The following is a 15,191-nucleotide window of genomic DNA, read 5'->3' on the forward strand; positions in this document are numbered from 1 at the left end:
CGAAAGCGGTGTGGCCCGTGTCGATTTTGCCCGGCGGTTCGTGCAACGCGAGTGCTGGCTAGCGATGGGTCGAGGAGGAGCCGTGCACGAGCTACAGCTGATCACCAGTTTCGGTGAGGTCGACGAGGAGGGGGAGCTTTCGTGGCAGGAACGCGCACTGTGTGCGCAGACCGACCCGGAGGCCTTCTTCCCGGAGAAGGGGGGATCAACCCGCGACGCCAAGAAGGTCTGTGTCGGGTGTGAGGTGCGGGCCGAGTGCCTGGAGTATGCCTTGGCGCACGATGAGCGCTTCGGCATCTGGGGCGGCTTGTCCGAGCGTGAGCGCCGCAAGCTCAAGAAGCGCGCCGTCTAGTCGCCGCGGCGACGAAGCGGCTGGACCATGACGCTCGCTCCACCCCGCGCCCACGGGGCGCGTGTGCCTGCTGCCCCCGCGATGGGGTCGGTCAGCGCCGTCCTCGTCGTCCACGACGGCGAGCCCTGGCTGGTCGAGGCGCTCGACGCCCTCGCGATGCAGTCGCGCCGACCCGACCACCTGGTCATCGTGGACACCGGCTCCACCGACACGAGTCCGACGATCCTGCGCCAGCACGCCAGGATCCGTGCCTCGATCCCCTCCGTCGAGATCCTCACCCTCGGTCGTGACGTCTCGTATGGCGTCGCTGTCGCCGCGGGCGTCGACGCCCTTCCGAGCGCCACGCCCGGGGAGTGGATCTGGCTGCTGCACGACGACACGGCACCCACTCCGCTCACCCTCGACCGGCTGGTCGACGCCTCCCGCCGGTCTGCCTCGGTCGGCATCGTGGGGCCCAAGGTCACCCTGTGGGAAGAGTCCCGTCGGCTGCGCAGCGTCGGTCTGCAGTACACCCGCACCGGACGCGCGTCCGGGGGGCCCGAGGTCGGCGAACCCGACCAGGGGCAGTACGACGCCCGCACCGACGTCCTCGGGGTCAGCAGCGCCGGCATGCTGGTGCGACGCGACGTCTTCGACGAACTGGGCGGGTTCGACCGCTCCTTCACCGGATCCGAGGACCTCGACCTGTGCTGGCGCGCCCAGCTGGCGGGGCACCGGGTCGTGGTGGTCCCCAAGGCCGTCGTCCGCGAGGGCGCGGCCTCCGCCCGGGGCGACCGTCCCGGTGGTCGCTCGCCCGCGGCGGCGCGCCGGATCTCCCGTCGGCGGGCCCGTCAGGTGGCGCTCACGCGGTGTTCCCTGCTCGCTACGCCATTCCTGGCCCTGTGGATCGCGCTGAGCACGGTCGTGTCCGGGCTGGCGCTGCTGCTGGTCAAGCGTCCGCGTCACGCCTGGCACGAGTTCGCCGATCTGGCAACGCTGTTCACCGGCCCGCGGCTGCTGGGTGCTCGCTGGCGGTTCCGCCGACGCCGGGTCGTGCGCCGTCGTGACCTGCACGGCCTCTTCGTGCCCTCCCGCACCGCGATGCGCAACACCGTGGACAGCATCCAGGACGCGGTGAGCTTCGACGGCACGCGAGCGCAGAGCAGGGACGACCCGGTGAACTTCGAGACCGGGCCCGTGTCGCCGGACACCGAGACCATGAGCCAACTGCCGGCCACCTGGCCACAACGGGTGATCCGCCACCCGGGCTTCCTCGTGGTCCTGCTCGCCGCGGTGGTCGCCGTGATCGCGTGGCGCACGGTCATCACGACGTCGGCGCTGCGTGGCTCGGGTCTGGGGCTGTCCGGCGGCGAGCTGAACCCGTTGCAGGCGGGACCGTCGGCGCTCTGGCACGCCTGGGTCGATGGCTGGCACGGTGCCGGACTCGGCGCGGCCGGCGAGGCCGCTCCCTACCTTCCCGTCCTGGCCGGCGCCGCCTGGGTGGTCGCTCACGTGCCTTGGGTCGACCCGTCCGCGTCACCGGCCGCCACCGCGATCGGCTGGTTCCTGGTCGCATCGATGCCGCTTTCCGCGTGGAGCGCCTACCTCGGCACCCGGGTGGTGACCCGTCTGCGGTGGCCGCGAGCCTGGGCCGCTCTCGCCTGGGCCAGCCTCGGCACCCTGGCAAGCGCCCTGGACTCCGGTCGACTCGGCGCCGCCGTCGCGCACGTCCTGCTGCCCCTCGTGCTGGCCGGCTTTGCCGTCGTCGCGCGCCGTCGCGCCTCGGCACCGGCTACCTTCGGCACCGTCCTCGCCGTCGCTCTCCTCGGTGTGTTCGACCCGCCGCTGCTGGTCCTGTCCACGGCACTGGCGTTGCTCGTCGTGCTCGGTGGCAGGGGCTGGGCGCGGCTGCGCGGCGCCCTCCTGCTCGTCGTCCCGGTGGCGCTGGTCGGCCCGTGGCTGCTGCGCGTCCTCGACGACCCGCGCCTGCTGCTCGGCGGTCCGGGCCTCACCGTGTGGCAGGACAACCCCGTCGTCCCCTGGCACCTCGCCCTGCTGCGGCCCGAGCACGCCGAGCTGTATGTCGTGCTGCTTGCCGCGCCGCTGGTGGTCGCCGGGCTGCTGGGCCTGCTCCGACGAGGGCCACGTTCGCCGATGGCCACGGCGCTCGGCTTGTTGGGCCTGGTGGGTCTCGCCGCCGGCCTGGCGGCGGCGCTCGTCCACGTCGACACCGTGCCGGCCCATCAGCCGGGCGCGGGAGACGCCATCACACCGTGGGCAGGCACCGGGGTCGATCTGCTCGGACTGGCGCTGATCGGCGCGGCGCTGCTCGGGTTCGACGCCATCGGGACCAAGCAAGCCCGTGCGTCCTCGAGGTGGCGCTCCCGCCTCGGTCTGGTCGTCGCCGGCGTTGCCGTGGCCGGTGTCGTCGCCAGCACCGCCTGGACCGGCTGGGCGGGCGTCGGGGAGCACCTGCGTCCCACGAGCGAGCTGATGCCGGCAGTCGCCGCCGACCAGGCGTTCGGGCCCGCCGCCACCAGGCTGCTGGTGCTGCAGCGCGAGGGCGACACGGTGACCTACTCCGTGCAGGGAGCCGAGCCCGGCGAGGTCGCACGCAGCCTGCCCCAGGCGGCTGCCGGGCCAACCGTGCTCACCGAGAAGGCGGTCCGGCGCACGCTGGCGGGCGACGACGCCAGCGCTGGTGACGGGGTCCAGGCCGCGCTCGCCGACCTGGGCGTCGGCTTCGTCGGTCTGCAGGGCGGCGCGGACGATCCACTGGTGCGGCAACTGGACGCGACCGCGGGACTGACGCGGCTCAGCGACGCCCACGGGCTGGTGCTCTGGCGCGTCCTCGCCCAACCGGGCGACGGTTCGCTCGGGGTGCAGCCGTCCCGTGCTCGTGTCCTCGACCGCGACGGGGACCCGGTCCTGGCACTGGACAGCTCGGGCCCGCACTCGCAGCTGCGTGCCGAGGTCCCGGCGGGCGACGACGGCCGGGTGCTCGCCCTCGCCGAAGCGCCCGGCCTCGCGGACCACGCCCGGGTCACCTACGACGGCCAGGTCATTCCGTCCGCCGCCAGTGCCGACCAGCCCACCTACCGGCTGCCTGCCTCGGCCGGCACCGTGTCGGTGTCGCTGCAGACGACCCACCGCGACTGGCGGCTCCTGCAGCTGGCGCTGCTCGGCCTGACCCTCTTCCTCGCGGTGCCCTTCGGCAACCGCCGTTCGCGGAGGGCGGCGGCATGATCTACCCCCACGAAGTTCTCCGCTGCGCTCCGATCCTTCACGGGGACCACGGCCTCCGATACTTCGCGGGGGTCCCGGTATGAGGGGCCTCGGGATCGCCCGGGCGGCCCTGGTCGGGGCTGCCGGCGCGGCGCTCGTCCTCGGCGCGACCCGACTGGACGGCACGGTCGACCTGGGCCCCACGTCGGCCACCGCGGTGTCGGACCAGAGCCAGAAGCCCACCACCGTGCCGGTGGCCCAGACGGGGCTGCTGTGCCCCGGTCCGGAGCGCCTCGGCGTCTCGGGAGGGCTGAAGGCCACGCAGAGGGTGACCGCCCTCGCTGCGGCGGCTCCCGACGCGGCCCTGCCGGCGGAAGCCCGCAGCAGCGCCGAGGGCACGCTCCGAGCCCACAAGATCTCCGACTCGGGACAGTCAAAGGCACACGCGCGCGAGTCCAAGGGACAGGGCACCTCCGGCAGGTCCACCTCCTCCCTCGACCTGGACGCCGCGGGCGGGGTGCTCTTCCTCGCTGGCGGCGACTTCGCCCCCGGCGCCGCAGCGATGCAGTACTCCCTCGTGCGGGAAGGCGACGGCCGCGCCCTCACCACCGTGGCGTGCGGACAGCCCCAGGCACACTCCTGGCTCGTTGCCGGGGGTGCCCAGGCCGGACGCCTCGAGCGGGTCGTGCTGGTGAACCCGGCCGCCAACGCGGTCACCGTGGACCTGCAGGTCCTGGGTGCCCACGGCAAGGTCGCCTCGGAGAGCGGCCGGGGTGTCGTGGTGCCGCCACGCGGTCGCACGGCGGTCCTGCTGGACTCGATCGCGGGGTTGGAGAAGACGCCGGTCGTGCAGGTCACCGCGCACGGCGGTGAGGTCTACGCCGCCATCAACGACACCTGGCTCGACGGGGTCGTGGCCCGCGGAGGCGACACGGCGAGGGCCACTGCTGCGCCGTCGAGGGAGCAGGTCATCGCAGGCGTGTCGGTCGACGGCTCCGCGAGCCTGCGGGTAGCGGTGCCGGGCGACGCCCAGGCGGTCGTGCAGACCCGCGTGCTCACGACCGAGGGACCGCGGCGGGTCAAGCACGACGTCGTGCGGGTGGGCGGCCACTCGGCTCGGGACATCGACCTGTCGGACCTCCCGGCGGGGACCTATGCCATCCAGGTCCGGGCGGATGTCCCGGTCGTGGCGGCGGCCACGGTGGAGCACGGCCGGTCCACGGGGTCGAAGAGCAAGCTCGACCGCAAGGCCACCGACCTGGCGTGGACGCCGTCGTCGGCCGCGGTCGAGGGCCTGGCCGGCACCCCCCTGCCTCCAGCCGGACGGCACGGGCTGACCAACGCCCTGACGCTCACCAGCACCGGCGCGAAGGCGCCGGTTTCCGTGACCACCGTCGACGCGAACGGCAAGGCCACGACCCGACGGTTCGTGCTGGCCGCCGATGCGGTGCGGTCCGTGCCCCTCGAGTCGGCGACGAGCGTGTGGGTGGGCACCGACGCAGACTCGGTGCACGCCGCGGTCCTGACCACGGCCGAGGCCGAGGACGACGGCCCGCTCGTCGCGGCCCTGCCGCTGGTCTCCTCGCCGCTCGTCGCGACGCAGGCACCCATCCGTCAGGTCGACGGCTGACCGACCTCACCTTCCCGGCGCGGAACCGACTCGTCCGCTCGGCCGGCGGGTCTCACCGGGGCCCGGCGAAAACGGCCCGGTGAGTCAGTCGCGTCCCGCGAGCCACTGCGCGTAGGTGGTGCCTCCGAGCTCCGCTGACGCCCCTGGCAGGTTGATGCCCCTGACGAAGGACCGCAGGGCGCCACCGACCGCAGGTAGCTCGACAACCCGCGGCACCGACCTGTGCTCGTGCTCGGCGGTGAGCCGGATGGCGTCGCGCAGCGACACGACCTCGGGACCCGCCAACTCGATTGTTGACTCGCGAGGCTCGCTCAACGCGACGTCCACGAGGCGACGGGCCACGAACGCCGTGTCGCACGGCTGGAACCGCATCCCCTTGAACGACAACGCCACCGGGCCCTTCGGCGGGACCTTGCTGGCGAGACGCACGAGCTGGTGGAACTGCGTGGCGCGGACGATCGAGGCGCGGTTGCGGCCCGCGGCCACGGCATCGCGCAAGACGTCTTCGGCGGCGGCCTTGATCCGGTAGTAGGGGAAGGAGTTCCGGTCGCAGCCCACGATCGAGATGTAGACCAGGTGCGACTCAGGTGCGACCCCGCCCAGCAACCGGAGCAGGCGGCGGGTGCCGTCGAGGTCGACGGCTCGCCACTTGGTCGGGCTCGTCGCGCAGTGGATTACCGCGCGCGTGCCGAGGACCGCGTCCTGGACCCCCTCCCCGGTCGACAGGTCACCGGCGAAGATCGCGGGATTGGCCGGTCGCGCCCGTCGGCTCAGGATGCGCACAGGTCGAGACCGTGACTGCAGCTCCGCCACGACGGCACTGCCCAGCGTGCCGGTGCCGCCCGTGACCAGGACAGGTGCGTTCTCGTCCATGACTTCGATGGTACGTCGCCGCCCGGAGCGGCAACCTCTGCGGATCCGCGCGGCACGTGGCAGGGTGGGGGAACCGGGTTGCAGCAGCACCGGGTCCAGCAGGCGAGGGGAGTTGACCAGAAGATGCGCATCAGCCGGGACGCCATCGTCGAGATGCTCAAGGAGCGGGGCCTCGACGACCGCGCCAGCGAGGCGCAGGAACGCCTGCCCGTGGTGATCGAGACCGAGAACGACCTCGGCCTGCTCAGCGAGTTCGGCATCGCGGCGGATGACCTCGTGGGAGGGCTCGGTGAGGTGGCCACCGACGACAAGGACATGGCCCCGGACGACGAGATCGGCGACGACGACGCTGTCCCCAACCCGGGCGACGATGCTGCCGGCACGGACCACGACGAGCTCGACGAGAACGAGGACGAGCTCGACGACGACGAGCGAGAGGCGGCGGGCGACCAGCAGGAGCGCCGCTGACTCAGTCGGGACCCAGGTCGTCCGGGTCCAGGCCGAGCATCGCGGCCACCTGCTCGGACACCACGTGTTGCACCAGCATGGCGAGCTCCCGCTCGTCCCCGGCACGGGTCTCGATCGGCCTGCGGTAGACCACGACGCGCGGCGGGGTGCGGCCGTCGGCCGGGAAGAGCCGTCCCAACGGCACTCCGTCCTCCCACGCCGAGGGATCGCTCGGCGGCACGTCCTCGACCGCGAGCTCGGCCGGGTCGAGGCTGCGCCCGAGACGTGACTCGATCCGTTCCGCGGAGTCGAGGACGAGCTCGTCGAAACGCTGCGACCGGGTGGCCATGCCGGGCACCGGCGGCCAGGCCAACGGCCCCCGGACCCCCCGCCCCCGCCGGTCGCGCAAGGGGCCGGATCGTCGGTGCGCCATCACGTCTCCGACTCTACGGCGTGCCGGTCCGGCTCAGGCGGCCACACGCCATACAGTCGGGGGGTGAACCTCTCGCGACAGTGCTCCCGGACGGCGTGCGGTGGCAGCGCTGTGGCGACCTTGACCTACGTCTACTCCGACCAGACCGCCGTGCTCGGCCCGCTCGCGACGTATGCCGAGCCGCACACCTACGACCTGTGCGCCGGACACGCGGAACGGCTGACCGCGCCGCGCGGGTGGGACGTCGTGCGGCTGGCGACCGAGTTCGTCGACCCTGGCCCCACCGAGGACGACCTGCTCGCGCTGGCCGACGCCGTCCGCGAGGCGGGCCGACCCCGACAACCGGTCGCCGCAGCCGCGTCCCGCGCCGCGTCGGCGCAGTCAGCGGGAGCGCCGCACCGTGGTCTGCCCGCTCCCGGGCCGGCCGGCACCGTCGAGGTCGGTCGCCGGGGACACCTGCGCGTCCTGCGCGATCGGTGAGCTCAACCCCACCAACCCCACGCGAGCGCGGTCCGGCGGTCGATAGAGTCGCCGCGTGAGCGCTCATCGGCTGTCCGACTTCATCAAGGCCTACGACGTGCGAGGCCTGGTGCCCGACCAGCTCGACGAGTCGGTCGTCAGCGCGATCGGGTCCGCATTCGCCCAGGTGGTGGTCATTCCCGAGGGCGCCTCCGCAATGGTGATCGGGCACGACATGCGTCCCTCCTCGCCGGTCCTGTCGCGGGCGTTCGCCGAAGGTGTCGCCGCGCACGGGATCGACGTGACCCTGATCGGACTGTGCTCGACCGACGGTCTCTACTACGCCAGCGGGGCGCTCGACGTTCCTGGCGCGATGTTCACCGCGAGCCACAACCCGGCGCGTTACAACGGGATCAAGCTCTGCCGCGCGGGGGCCCGGCCAGTCGGCACCGACTCCGGCCTGGCCGAGGTGCGCGACCTGGCTCAGTGGCTGCTGGACCGCGGAGCCGATCACCAGATCGGGGGCGCTGACGTCCGCACGGGAGCGGGCGAGATCACCGAGCGCAACGTGCTGGCCGACTACGCGGCCTTCCTCCGCACGCTGGTCGACCTGACCCAGCCAGACCAGGGCCGGCGGCTGTCCGTCGTGGTCGACGCCGCCAACGGCATGGGCGGGCACACCGTGCCTGCGGTCCTGCAGGAAGCGGCTGGCCTGCCCGCACTGCCGCTGGACGTCATACCGCTCTACTTCGAGCTCGACGGCACCTTCCCCAACCACGAGGCCAACCCCTTGGTGCCGGAGAACCTGCGCGACCTGCAGGCCGCGGTGGTCGAGCACGGCGCCGACCTGGGGCTGGCGTTCGACGGCGACGCCGACCGGTGTTTCGTCGTGGACGAGCGCGGTGAACCGGTCCCGGCGAGCGCGATCACCGCTCTGGTGGCGACCCGGGAGATCGCCCGAGAAGTGGCTGCCGGCCGTGACGCGTCGGACGTGACGATCGTCTACAACGTCATCTCCTCGCTGGCCGTCCCGGAGATCATTGCCGAGCACGGCGCACAGGGCCTGCGCACGCGGGTCGGCCACTCGTTCATCAAGGGCACCATGGCCCGCAGCGAGGCGGTGTTCGGCGGCGAGCACTCCGCGCACTACTACTTCCGCGAGTTCTGGTTCGCCGACACCGGCATGCTGGCCGCGATGCACGTCCTCGCTGCGCTCGGCGAGCAGCAGCGCCCCTTGTCGGAGGTGGTCGCGGAGTTCAGCCGCTACGTCGCCTCAGGCGAGATCAACTCGACGGTGGCCGACGCCGCAGCCGCGACCGAGCGGGTGCGCAGCTGGGCCGAGGGCCAGGACGTCACCGTCGACGAGCTCGACGGCCTGACCGTCACGCACGAGTCCGACTCCATGTGGTGGCTCAACCTGCGCGCCAGCAACACCGAACCGCTGCTGCGGCTCAACGTCGAGGCCACCGATGAGCCCACGATGGCCACGATCCGTGACACGGTGCTGTCGATCGTCCGCACGGGCGGGCCCGCGGAGGCGGACCTGCACGACCAAGGAGAGAGCGTATGACGGAGCCCACCACCGCAGGGATCGAGCCGTGGCTGCGCGAGATCCTGCGCTGCCCCCAGTGCCGCTCCGAGCTCACCGACGGCACCGGTCCATCCGGCCCGGAGCTGCAGTGCAGCAACGAGGAGTGCCGGCTGGCCTACCGCATCGACGACGGCATCCCGGTGCTGCTGATCGACGAAGCTCGTTCGCTGGCGGACTGATTCGGCTCCGTGATGGCGCCGCTCTTCGACGAGTCCTCCGTCGACGATCCTGACCGGATCGCCGAACGGGACCCCCACCAGACCCTCCGTGCACTGGCCACGGCGGGTGCCCAGGTGCGCGAGGCGGTGACGCTCGCCGGCGAGGCGGGACTGGACCGGGTCTCCTCGGGTGAACGGCCACGGTCGGTGCTCGTGGCCGCGCTCGGCGGCTCGTCGGTCGTGGCCCAGGTGCTCGAGCTGCTGGCCGAGCCCGGATCGCCGGTGCCGGTCTCGGCCCGGCGCAACCTGCCCTTCCCCGGGTGGGTGGGGCCGCTCGACCTCGTCGTGGCCGTGTCACTGTCCGGACGGGCGCCGGGACCGGTGGCGGTCGCGGCCGAGGCCGCTCGCCGCGGCGCGGCGCTGCTCACCGTCGGTGCCACCGACTCCCCGCTGGCCGACATCTGCGCCCAGGCGCGCGGCGTGCACATCGGCGTCGGGCGCGGCCGGATCTCGTCGCGCACCGGGTTGTGGTCGCTGCTCGCGCCGGTGGTGATGGCCGCGAACCAGCTCGGTCTGGTCGACGCGCCCGCGTCGACCCTCGAGGCGGTCGCGGAGCGCCTGGACGAGCAGGCCGAGGCCTGCCGACCGTCGTCGGAGTCATTCGTCAACCCGGCCAAGCTGCTCGCGACGCGGCTGGCCGAGTCGGTGCCGGTGATCCTCGGCGACGGGCCGCTCAACGGGGTCGCCGCCGGGCGCGCGGCATCGATGCTGGCGCGCACGGCCCGGATGCCCGCCACCTGCGGTGAACTGCCCGACGCGGCCTCGCAGATCGTGGCGTGCTTCGACGGACCGTTCACCGCGGTCGGGGGCCAGGGTGCCGGTGGTCGTGGCGCACGTGACGACATCTTCGCCGACCCCTTCCTGGACGGCCCGGCCCAGCCCCGGCTCGGTCTGCTGATGCTGCGCGACGCGCCCCCGGAGATGCGCAGCCTCGAGTCGGACGAGGCCGAGGCGCTCACGGATGCCGTGCTGCAGTCCGCGGAAGAGACAGGGGTCACGGTCAGCACCGTGACCGCCGAACCGGGCCACCCGCTGGTGCGGTTGGCGGGCCAGATGGCGCAGACCGACTTCACCGCCACCTACCTGGCCATCGGGCTCGGCCTCGACCCGGCGGTCTCACCGCACGTCGCCGACCTGCGCGACCGCACCGGACACTGACCTCCGCGGGCTGAACCACCATCAAGGTGGTGCCCGCGGTGCGGCTGCGGACGTCATACGGGCCGTATGCCGTGCGCGTCCGGCGCCTCGTCAGTCACCATGGTCTGGTGGCCAGCCACGGCAGGGACGAGGCGGACGAGGAGCGGGGCGGAAGCCTGCGCTGGTTGTTGCTGCTGCTCGTCATCCCCGTGGTCGCGCTGGTGGTGGTGCAGCTCCAGCCGCATCGGACTCCGTCGGCGTCGCCCACTCCCGCGAGCCCGTGGTCGACGGTCAGGTCGAGTGCGAGCGTGGTGCCGGGTCGGATCGGCCAGCCGACCGTGGGGGCGGCGCGACCGACGGGCAACGGTGGACCGTCCAAGGTGCCGTCGGTGATGAACCTCGACCACGCGCCGTTCGGGATCGGCGGCCACTGGGACCTTTTCGCCTCCGGCGACGGCGTGGTGGTCCGGATCGAGTTCGGGCGTGATCGGCTCACCACCACCACGGTGCCGAGCCTGGACCGCAGCGGCCCGGTGGCGTTCGTGGCCACCAGCGCGGGGGCGATCGTGCGACCGTTGAGCTCCGTCCCGGGTTACCTCGTGCCCGATGGAAGGCCTGCCCGCCAGCTCACCGGCGTCCTGAGCACCGGTGATCCGGTGGTGCCCGGGCCCGACCCGGGTCACGTCTGGGTCGACCTCGGCAACGGCGTGGACGACAGCGCCATCCGACTGGTGGGTCCCGACGGCCGTCCCGCGGGACCCGACATCAGGAAACCGGCCAACGGACAGGATTGGATCAGGCCCGACGGCGCCGGATACCCGCTGCTGCGGACCACCGGAGGGATCTACGACCTGCTTCCTGACGGGCCGCGCCGCGTCACCGTCGGGGTGTTGGTGGCTTCGGGGCCCACCGGATGGCTGGTCGTGGAGTGCGACCACGTCGATCGTTGCGCGGGTTCGGTCGTCGACCGCGAGTCGAGACGCCGCAGAACGCTGTCCAGCCTTCCGGCGTGGCTGTACGACGCCCAGGGAGCGCTGTCTCCCGACGGTTCGATGGCCGCGCTCACCGACGTCGACGCCGGCGGTCGACCCAGGTTGTGGCTGTCCGACCTGCGATCCGGTGCGAGTTCGGAGGTGGGCGCTCACGGTGGGCTCAGCATCGACCCCGGGCAGAACGCCATCGCCTGGTCGCCGGACAGCCGATGGGTCTTCCTCGTCGACGACCGCGGCGTGCTCCTGGCCGTCGACACCGCGAGTGGGCGGGTGCACCACCTCGGGGTCGACCTGCCGAGGGTCGGACAGGTGGTCGTGCGCTCGAACGGCTGATCCGGCCAAGGCGAACCTGCCGGACTCGCACGGCATACCGGCGATATGCCGTACGCGGTGAAGCGCGGAGGGCCACCATGGTCAGGTGGGCAACCACGCGCAGGACGAGGCGGACGACGAGCTGGGTCGGAACGACCAGCGCGATCCGGACCGCCGCGCTCACGACATCGAGATGGATGACGCCGAGCTGCTCGACGAGTCCTGGGAGAAGGGCAGGGGTGAGGGAGGCGGTGGCCTGCGCTGGCTGATCCTGCTTGTCATACCGGTGGTGGCGCTGGTGGTGCTGCAGCTGCAGCCCGACCAGCAGCCGTCGGCGGCACCGCCGCGCACTCCGATCGCCTCGAATACCCGCGCGAGCACGAACACCGGGACCGCCTCGGTCTGGCCGCGTCGGCTGAGCGCGAAGCTGGCCCGCCCGGGCGAGGACCGCTGGCCCGCGCGCGGCAAGGTCACCGTGACGGCGGTCGGCCACTCGCTACTCGGCATCCGGGGCGGCTGGGACCTCTTCGCCCTCGCCGACGACGCGGTGGTGCGGATCCAGCCGGCGAGGGGTCGCCTCACCACGACGAGGTTTCCCTCGCTGGGCAGCACCGTCCCGCGGTCCTTCCTGGTCACGGGGCGGGGTGCACTCGTGGCGACGCCCATGGGCTTCGTGCCGGGATACCTCGTGGCCGACGGCGACGCCGCTCGGGAGCTCCCAGCCACCCTCCGCGGGCACATCACGGTGGTGCCCGGGCCCGACCTCGACCACGTCTGGGTCAGGGTCGTCGACGACACCGGCTCCTTCGTCTTCCGCCTGCTGGATCTGGACGGCACGACTGCGGGCAGCGACATCCCCGCGCCGCCGAACATGCAGGACCCGATGCTCCCCGACGGGAGCGGCCACCCCTGCATCTGGACGACGGGCGGCATCTACGACGTCACCGATCACGGCCTCGACCGCATCACCACCGGAACGTTGCAGGCGATCGGACCGACCCGCTGGCTGGTCGTGGAGTGCGATGACCACGACGGCTGCGCCAGGGTGGTCATCGACAAGCGGACCGGCACCCGGCGCAGGCTGCCCGGGTCACCGGTCGACTACTTCGCGACGGGCGGGGTCATCTCGCCGGACGGCGGCACGGCTGCCATCTTCGACCCGAGCGAGTCCGGCATGCTGCTCATCGACCTGGCGTCCGGCGCGAGCCGGCGCGTGCCGGTGCGGCTCGGCGGACAGAACCTGACGGGCGAGGTCTCAGCAGCGTGGTCGCCGGACAGCCGATGGTTGTTCCTCGTCGAGGACGACGGGACGCTGGTGGCGTGGGACGGCTCGACCGACCGCTTGCGCCACCTCGGTGTCGGCCTGCCGAGTCTGAGCAAGGTCGCCGTGCGCGCCGCCCACTGACTGGCCACGCGACCCCACCCGCGCCCTGCTTGTCCTTGCGGCTTGCTTGTCCTTGCAACTTGCTTGCCCTGAGCCCCGAGCCCTGAGCCCTGATCCCTTGAGCCCTGAGCCCTGTGCCCCGCGCCCGGTGGTTCGCGCCTCTGGGCGGCTCGCGGAATGCCCACGTCCCGCACGCCGTTGCCGCTGACGTGACGAAACCGTTGAAGGTCGACATCTGGTCCGACATCGCCTGCCCGTGGTGCTACATCGGCAAGCGCAAGTTCGAGGAGGGGGTGCGGCGCTACGCCGCGGCCGGCGGAGAACGCGACGTCGAGGTGGAGTACCACTCCTTCGAGCTGGCGCCGGACACCCCAGTCGACTTCGAGGGCAGCGAGGTCGACTTCCTGGTCGGCCACAAGGGTATGCCGCGTGAGCAGGTCACCGGGATGCTCGACCGGGTCGGGCAGATCGCCGCGTCCGTCGGGCTGGCCTACGACTTCGACCACATCCAGCACACCAAGACGCTGAAGGCGCACGAGGCGCTGCACCTCGCCAAGGCCCGCGGCCGCCAGATCGAGCTCAAGGAGCGGCTTCTCGCGGCCTACTTCGAGCAGGGCCGCCACGTCGGGCACGTGGACGAGCTGGCCGACCTCGCCGCCGAGGTCGGCCTCGACCGTGCCGAGGTCGTGCGGGCGCTCGAGTCGGGGCAGTTCCGCGAGGCGGTGGCTGCCGACATCGCCCAGGCACGTGCCTACGGGATCTCGGGCGTCCCCTTCTTCGTGCTCGACTCGCGCTACGGCGTCTCGGGCGCGCAGGAGCCGGACGTGTTCGCCTCGGCCCTCGCCCAGGCAGCGGCCGACAGCGAGGCCCAGGACGAGGACCAGGACGACCCGGGGCAGCGAGAGCAGGACGAGGCATCGGCATGAGCGACACCACCGCCAGCGACCGACCGGACACCTCGGCGGCGAGCGACCTCGGCCCGGACGCCCGAGAGGGCTCGCGGGAGTGGGATTCGGACGAGGCGCCGTCCCAGCAGCAGGCGAGCCCGTTCACCATGGTCGGGGACGCGGGCAGCGCGGTCTGCGTCGACGGCGTCTGCATCGTCCCGGGCACCATCCCGGACGAGGCCGAAGGCAGCCCGGGAGCACGGCATACAGTCTTGTGACGAACGTCAGCTAGTTGTAACGTTCGTCGGGTCCACCAGCTGCGGCACAGGCAGGAGACCCCTCGTGACCACCGAAGACACGACCCGGCGCGACAACACCCGGACCCTCGAGGAGGGGGTGCGCTCCGACTTCACCACGGCGATGTCCTACGGCGACTACCTGCACCTGGACAAGGTGCTCTCCGCGCAGCAGCCGCTCAGCCATCCGCTGCAGCACGACGAGATGCTCTTCATCATCCAGCACCAGACCTCCGAGCTGTGGCTCAAGCTGATGCTGCACGAACTGCGGTCGGCCCGCGAGCTGATCAAGGCCGACGAGCTCGCTCCGGCGCTCAAGCGGCTGGCCCGGATCAAGCACATCCAGCACCAGCTGACCGATCAGTGGTCGGTGCTCGCGACCCTGACTCCCAGCGAATACGCCCAGTTCCGAAGCTTTCTCGCCTCTTCGTCAGGTTTCCAGTCGTACCAGTACCGCGAGGTCGAGTTCATCCTCGGCAACAAGAACGCCGACATGCTGCCCGTCTTCGAGCACGACCCCGCCGCGCAGGCGGACCTGCGCCGGCTGCTGTCCGAACCGAGCCTGTATGACGAGTTCCTCGCCTTCCTCTCGCGCCGCGGCTACGACATCCCGGCCTCGCGGCTCCAGCGCGACTGGAGCAAGCCCTACACCCTCGAGCCCGACCTGGTGCCGACGCTGAAGCTCATCTACGAGGACCCGCACGAGCACTGGGGCGTCTACGAGACCTGCGAGGAGCTCGTCGACATCGAGGACAACTTCCAGTTCTGGCGGTTCCGCCACCTCAAGACGGTCGAACGGATCATCGGCTCGAAGCCTGGCACCGGTGGGTCGAGCGGGGTTCCCTTCCTGCGCAAGGCTCTTGACCTCACCTTCTTCCCCGAGCTGTATGCCGTCCGCGGCGAGATCTCCGAGGTGGCCCCGTCGTGAGCGACCATGGCGTGAGAAACGCCCCATTGAACACCTCGGCCGTGAGTG

The 15,191-nt window shown here is 72.1% G+C and carries 15 protein-coding genes; 13 read left to right on the forward strand and 2 right to left on the reverse strand.

The window, feature by feature from the left end; all coding sequences use genetic code 11:
• Positions 1–64 precede the first annotated feature (64 nt).
• The 3 genes from FCN22_RS14085 to FCN22_RS14095 all read left to right on the forward strand — a co-directional run bounded on the left by FCN22_RS14085 (position 65) and on the right by FCN22_RS14095 (position 5,186).
• A complete protein-coding gene (locus FCN22_RS14085) occupies positions 65–352 on the forward strand; it encodes a WhiB family transcriptional regulator (RefSeq protein WP_137122197.1) in 288 nt (95 codons plus the stop codon).
• A 63-nt stretch (positions 353–415) separates the two neighbouring features.
• Positions 416–3,577, forward strand: a complete 3,162-nt coding sequence (locus FCN22_RS14090) for a glycosyltransferase family 2 protein (protein ID WP_162308207.1) — start codon at positions 416–418, stop codon at positions 3,575–3,577.
• Between the two features lie 79 nt (positions 3,578–3,656).
• Positions 3,657–5,186, forward strand: a complete 1,530-nt coding sequence (locus FCN22_RS14095) for a DUF5719 family protein (protein ID WP_137122199.1) — start codon at positions 3,657–3,659, stop codon at positions 5,184–5,186.
• Positions 5,187–5,270: 84 nt separating this feature from the next.
• On the opposite strand, the gene FCN22_RS14100 is transcribed toward FCN22_RS14095, so the two are convergent.
• Positions 5,271–6,059 carry an SDR family oxidoreductase gene (locus tag FCN22_RS14100; RefSeq protein ID WP_137122200.1) on the reverse strand — a complete coding sequence of 263 codons (789 nt, stop codon included), beginning with the start codon at positions 6,057–6,059 and terminating at the stop codon, positions 5,271–5,273.
• Positions 6,060–6,182: 123 nt separating this feature from the next.
• Between FCN22_RS14100 and FCN22_RS14105 the strand changes: the two genes are divergently transcribed.
• Positions 6,183–6,527 carry a hypothetical protein gene (locus FCN22_RS14105; protein ID WP_137122201.1) on the forward strand — a complete coding sequence of 115 codons (345 nt, stop codon included), beginning with the start codon at positions 6,183–6,185 and terminating at the stop codon, positions 6,525–6,527.
• Between the two features lies 1 nt (position 6,528).
• Here FCN22_RS14105 and FCN22_RS14110 read toward each other — a convergent pair whose 3' ends face one another.
• Positions 6,529–6,855 carry a metallopeptidase family protein gene (locus FCN22_RS14110; RefSeq protein WP_238384744.1) on the reverse strand — a complete coding sequence of 109 codons (327 nt, stop codon included), beginning with the start codon at positions 6,853–6,855 and terminating at the stop codon, positions 6,529–6,531.
• 147 nt (positions 6,856–7,002) lie between these two features.
• Between FCN22_RS14110 and FCN22_RS14115 the strand changes: the two genes are divergently transcribed.
• The 9 genes from FCN22_RS14115 (at position 7,003) to kynA (ending at position 15,143) form a co-directional block, all read left to right on the forward strand.
• Complete coding sequence (locus FCN22_RS14115) at positions 7,003–7,419, forward strand: DUF3499 domain-containing protein (protein WP_137122202.1); 417 nt, start codon at positions 7,003–7,005, stop codon at positions 7,417–7,419.
• A gap of 55 nt (positions 7,420–7,474) precedes the next feature.
• Positions 7,475–8,968, forward strand: coding sequence for a phosphomannomutase/phosphoglucomutase (locus FCN22_RS14120; RefSeq protein ID WP_137122203.1), 1,494 nt, complete (start codon positions 7,475–7,477; stop codon positions 8,966–8,968).
• Positions 8,965–9,168 carry a Trm112 family protein gene (locus FCN22_RS14125; RefSeq protein WP_137122204.1) on the forward strand — a complete coding sequence of 68 codons (204 nt, stop codon included), beginning with the start codon at positions 8,965–8,967 and terminating at the stop codon, positions 9,166–9,168. Before FCN22_RS14120 ends, FCN22_RS14125 begins: the two co-directional genes overlap by 4 nt.
• 12 nt (positions 9,169–9,180) lie before the next feature.
• Positions 9,181–10,365, forward strand: a complete 1,185-nt coding sequence (locus FCN22_RS14130; RefSeq protein WP_137122239.1) for an SIS domain-containing protein — start codon at positions 9,181–9,183, stop codon at positions 10,363–10,365.
• Positions 10,366–10,394: 29 nt separating this feature from the next.
• The gene (locus tag FCN22_RS14135) at positions 10,395–11,669 is read left to right on the forward strand and encodes a hypothetical protein (RefSeq protein ID WP_137122205.1); all 1,275 of its coding nucleotides are present in this window, start codon (positions 10,395–10,397) and stop codon (positions 11,667–11,669) included.
• An 85-nt stretch (positions 11,670–11,754) separates the two neighbouring features.
• The gene (locus FCN22_RS14140) at positions 11,755–13,053 is read left to right on the forward strand and encodes a TolB-like translocation protein (protein WP_137122206.1); all 1,299 of its coding nucleotides are present in this window, start codon (positions 11,755–11,757) and stop codon (positions 13,051–13,053) included.
• Positions 13,054–13,241: 188 nt separating this feature from the next.
• Positions 13,242–13,958 (forward strand): DsbA family oxidoreductase, encoded by a 717-nt coding sequence (locus FCN22_RS14145; RefSeq protein ID WP_137122207.1) that lies wholly within the window; start codon positions 13,242–13,244, stop codon positions 13,956–13,958.
• On the forward strand, positions 13,955–14,197 hold the full coding sequence (locus FCN22_RS14150) for a hypothetical protein (protein ID WP_137122208.1): 243 nt from the start codon (positions 13,955–13,957) through the stop codon (positions 14,195–14,197). Before FCN22_RS14145 ends, FCN22_RS14150 begins: the two co-directional genes overlap by 4 nt.
• A gap of 64 nt (positions 14,198–14,261) precedes the next feature.
• Positions 14,262–15,143 (forward strand): tryptophan 2,3-dioxygenase, encoded by an 882-nt coding sequence (gene kynA / locus FCN22_RS14155; protein WP_274381599.1) that lies wholly within the window; start codon positions 14,262–14,264, stop codon positions 15,141–15,143.
• Positions 15,144–15,191: the final 48 nt, after the last annotated feature.

Source organism: Segeticoccus rhizosphaerae, assembly GCF_005222685.1.
Taxonomy (GTDB): domain Bacteria; phylum Actinomycetota; class Actinomycetes; order Actinomycetales; family Dermatophilaceae; genus Segeticoccus; species Segeticoccus rhizosphaerae.

Excerpts from the sequence above, each read along its gene's own strand:
- FCN22_RS14085 (WP_137122197.1), top strand. The coding sequence starts at position 65 with ATGGGTCGAGGAGGAGCCGTGCACGAGCTACAGCTGATCACCAGTTTC.
- FCN22_RS14095 (WP_137122199.1), top strand. The coding sequence starts at position 3,657 with ATGAGGGGCCTCGGGATCGCCCGGGCGGCCCTGGTCGGGGCTGCCGGC.
- FCN22_RS14100 (WP_137122200.1), bottom strand. The coding sequence starts at position 6,059 with ATGGACGAGAACGCACCTGTCCTGGTCACGGGCGGCACCGGCACGCTG.
- FCN22_RS14105 (WP_137122201.1), top strand. The coding sequence starts at position 6,183 with ATGCGCATCAGCCGGGACGCCATCGTCGAGATGCTCAAGGAGCGGGGC.
- FCN22_RS14110 (WP_238384744.1), bottom strand. The coding sequence starts at position 6,855 with ATGGCCACCCGGTCGCAGCGTTTCGACGAGCTCGTCCTCGACTCCGCG.
- FCN22_RS14125 (WP_137122204.1), top strand. The coding sequence starts at position 8,965 with ATGACGGAGCCCACCACCGCAGGGATCGAGCCGTGGCTGCGCGAGATC.
- FCN22_RS14130 (WP_137122239.1), top strand. The coding sequence starts at position 9,181 with ATGGCGCCGCTCTTCGACGAGTCCTCCGTCGACGATCCTGACCGGATC.
- FCN22_RS14150 (WP_137122208.1), top strand. The coding sequence starts at position 13,955 with ATGAGCGACACCACCGCCAGCGACCGACCGGACACCTCGGCGGCGAGC.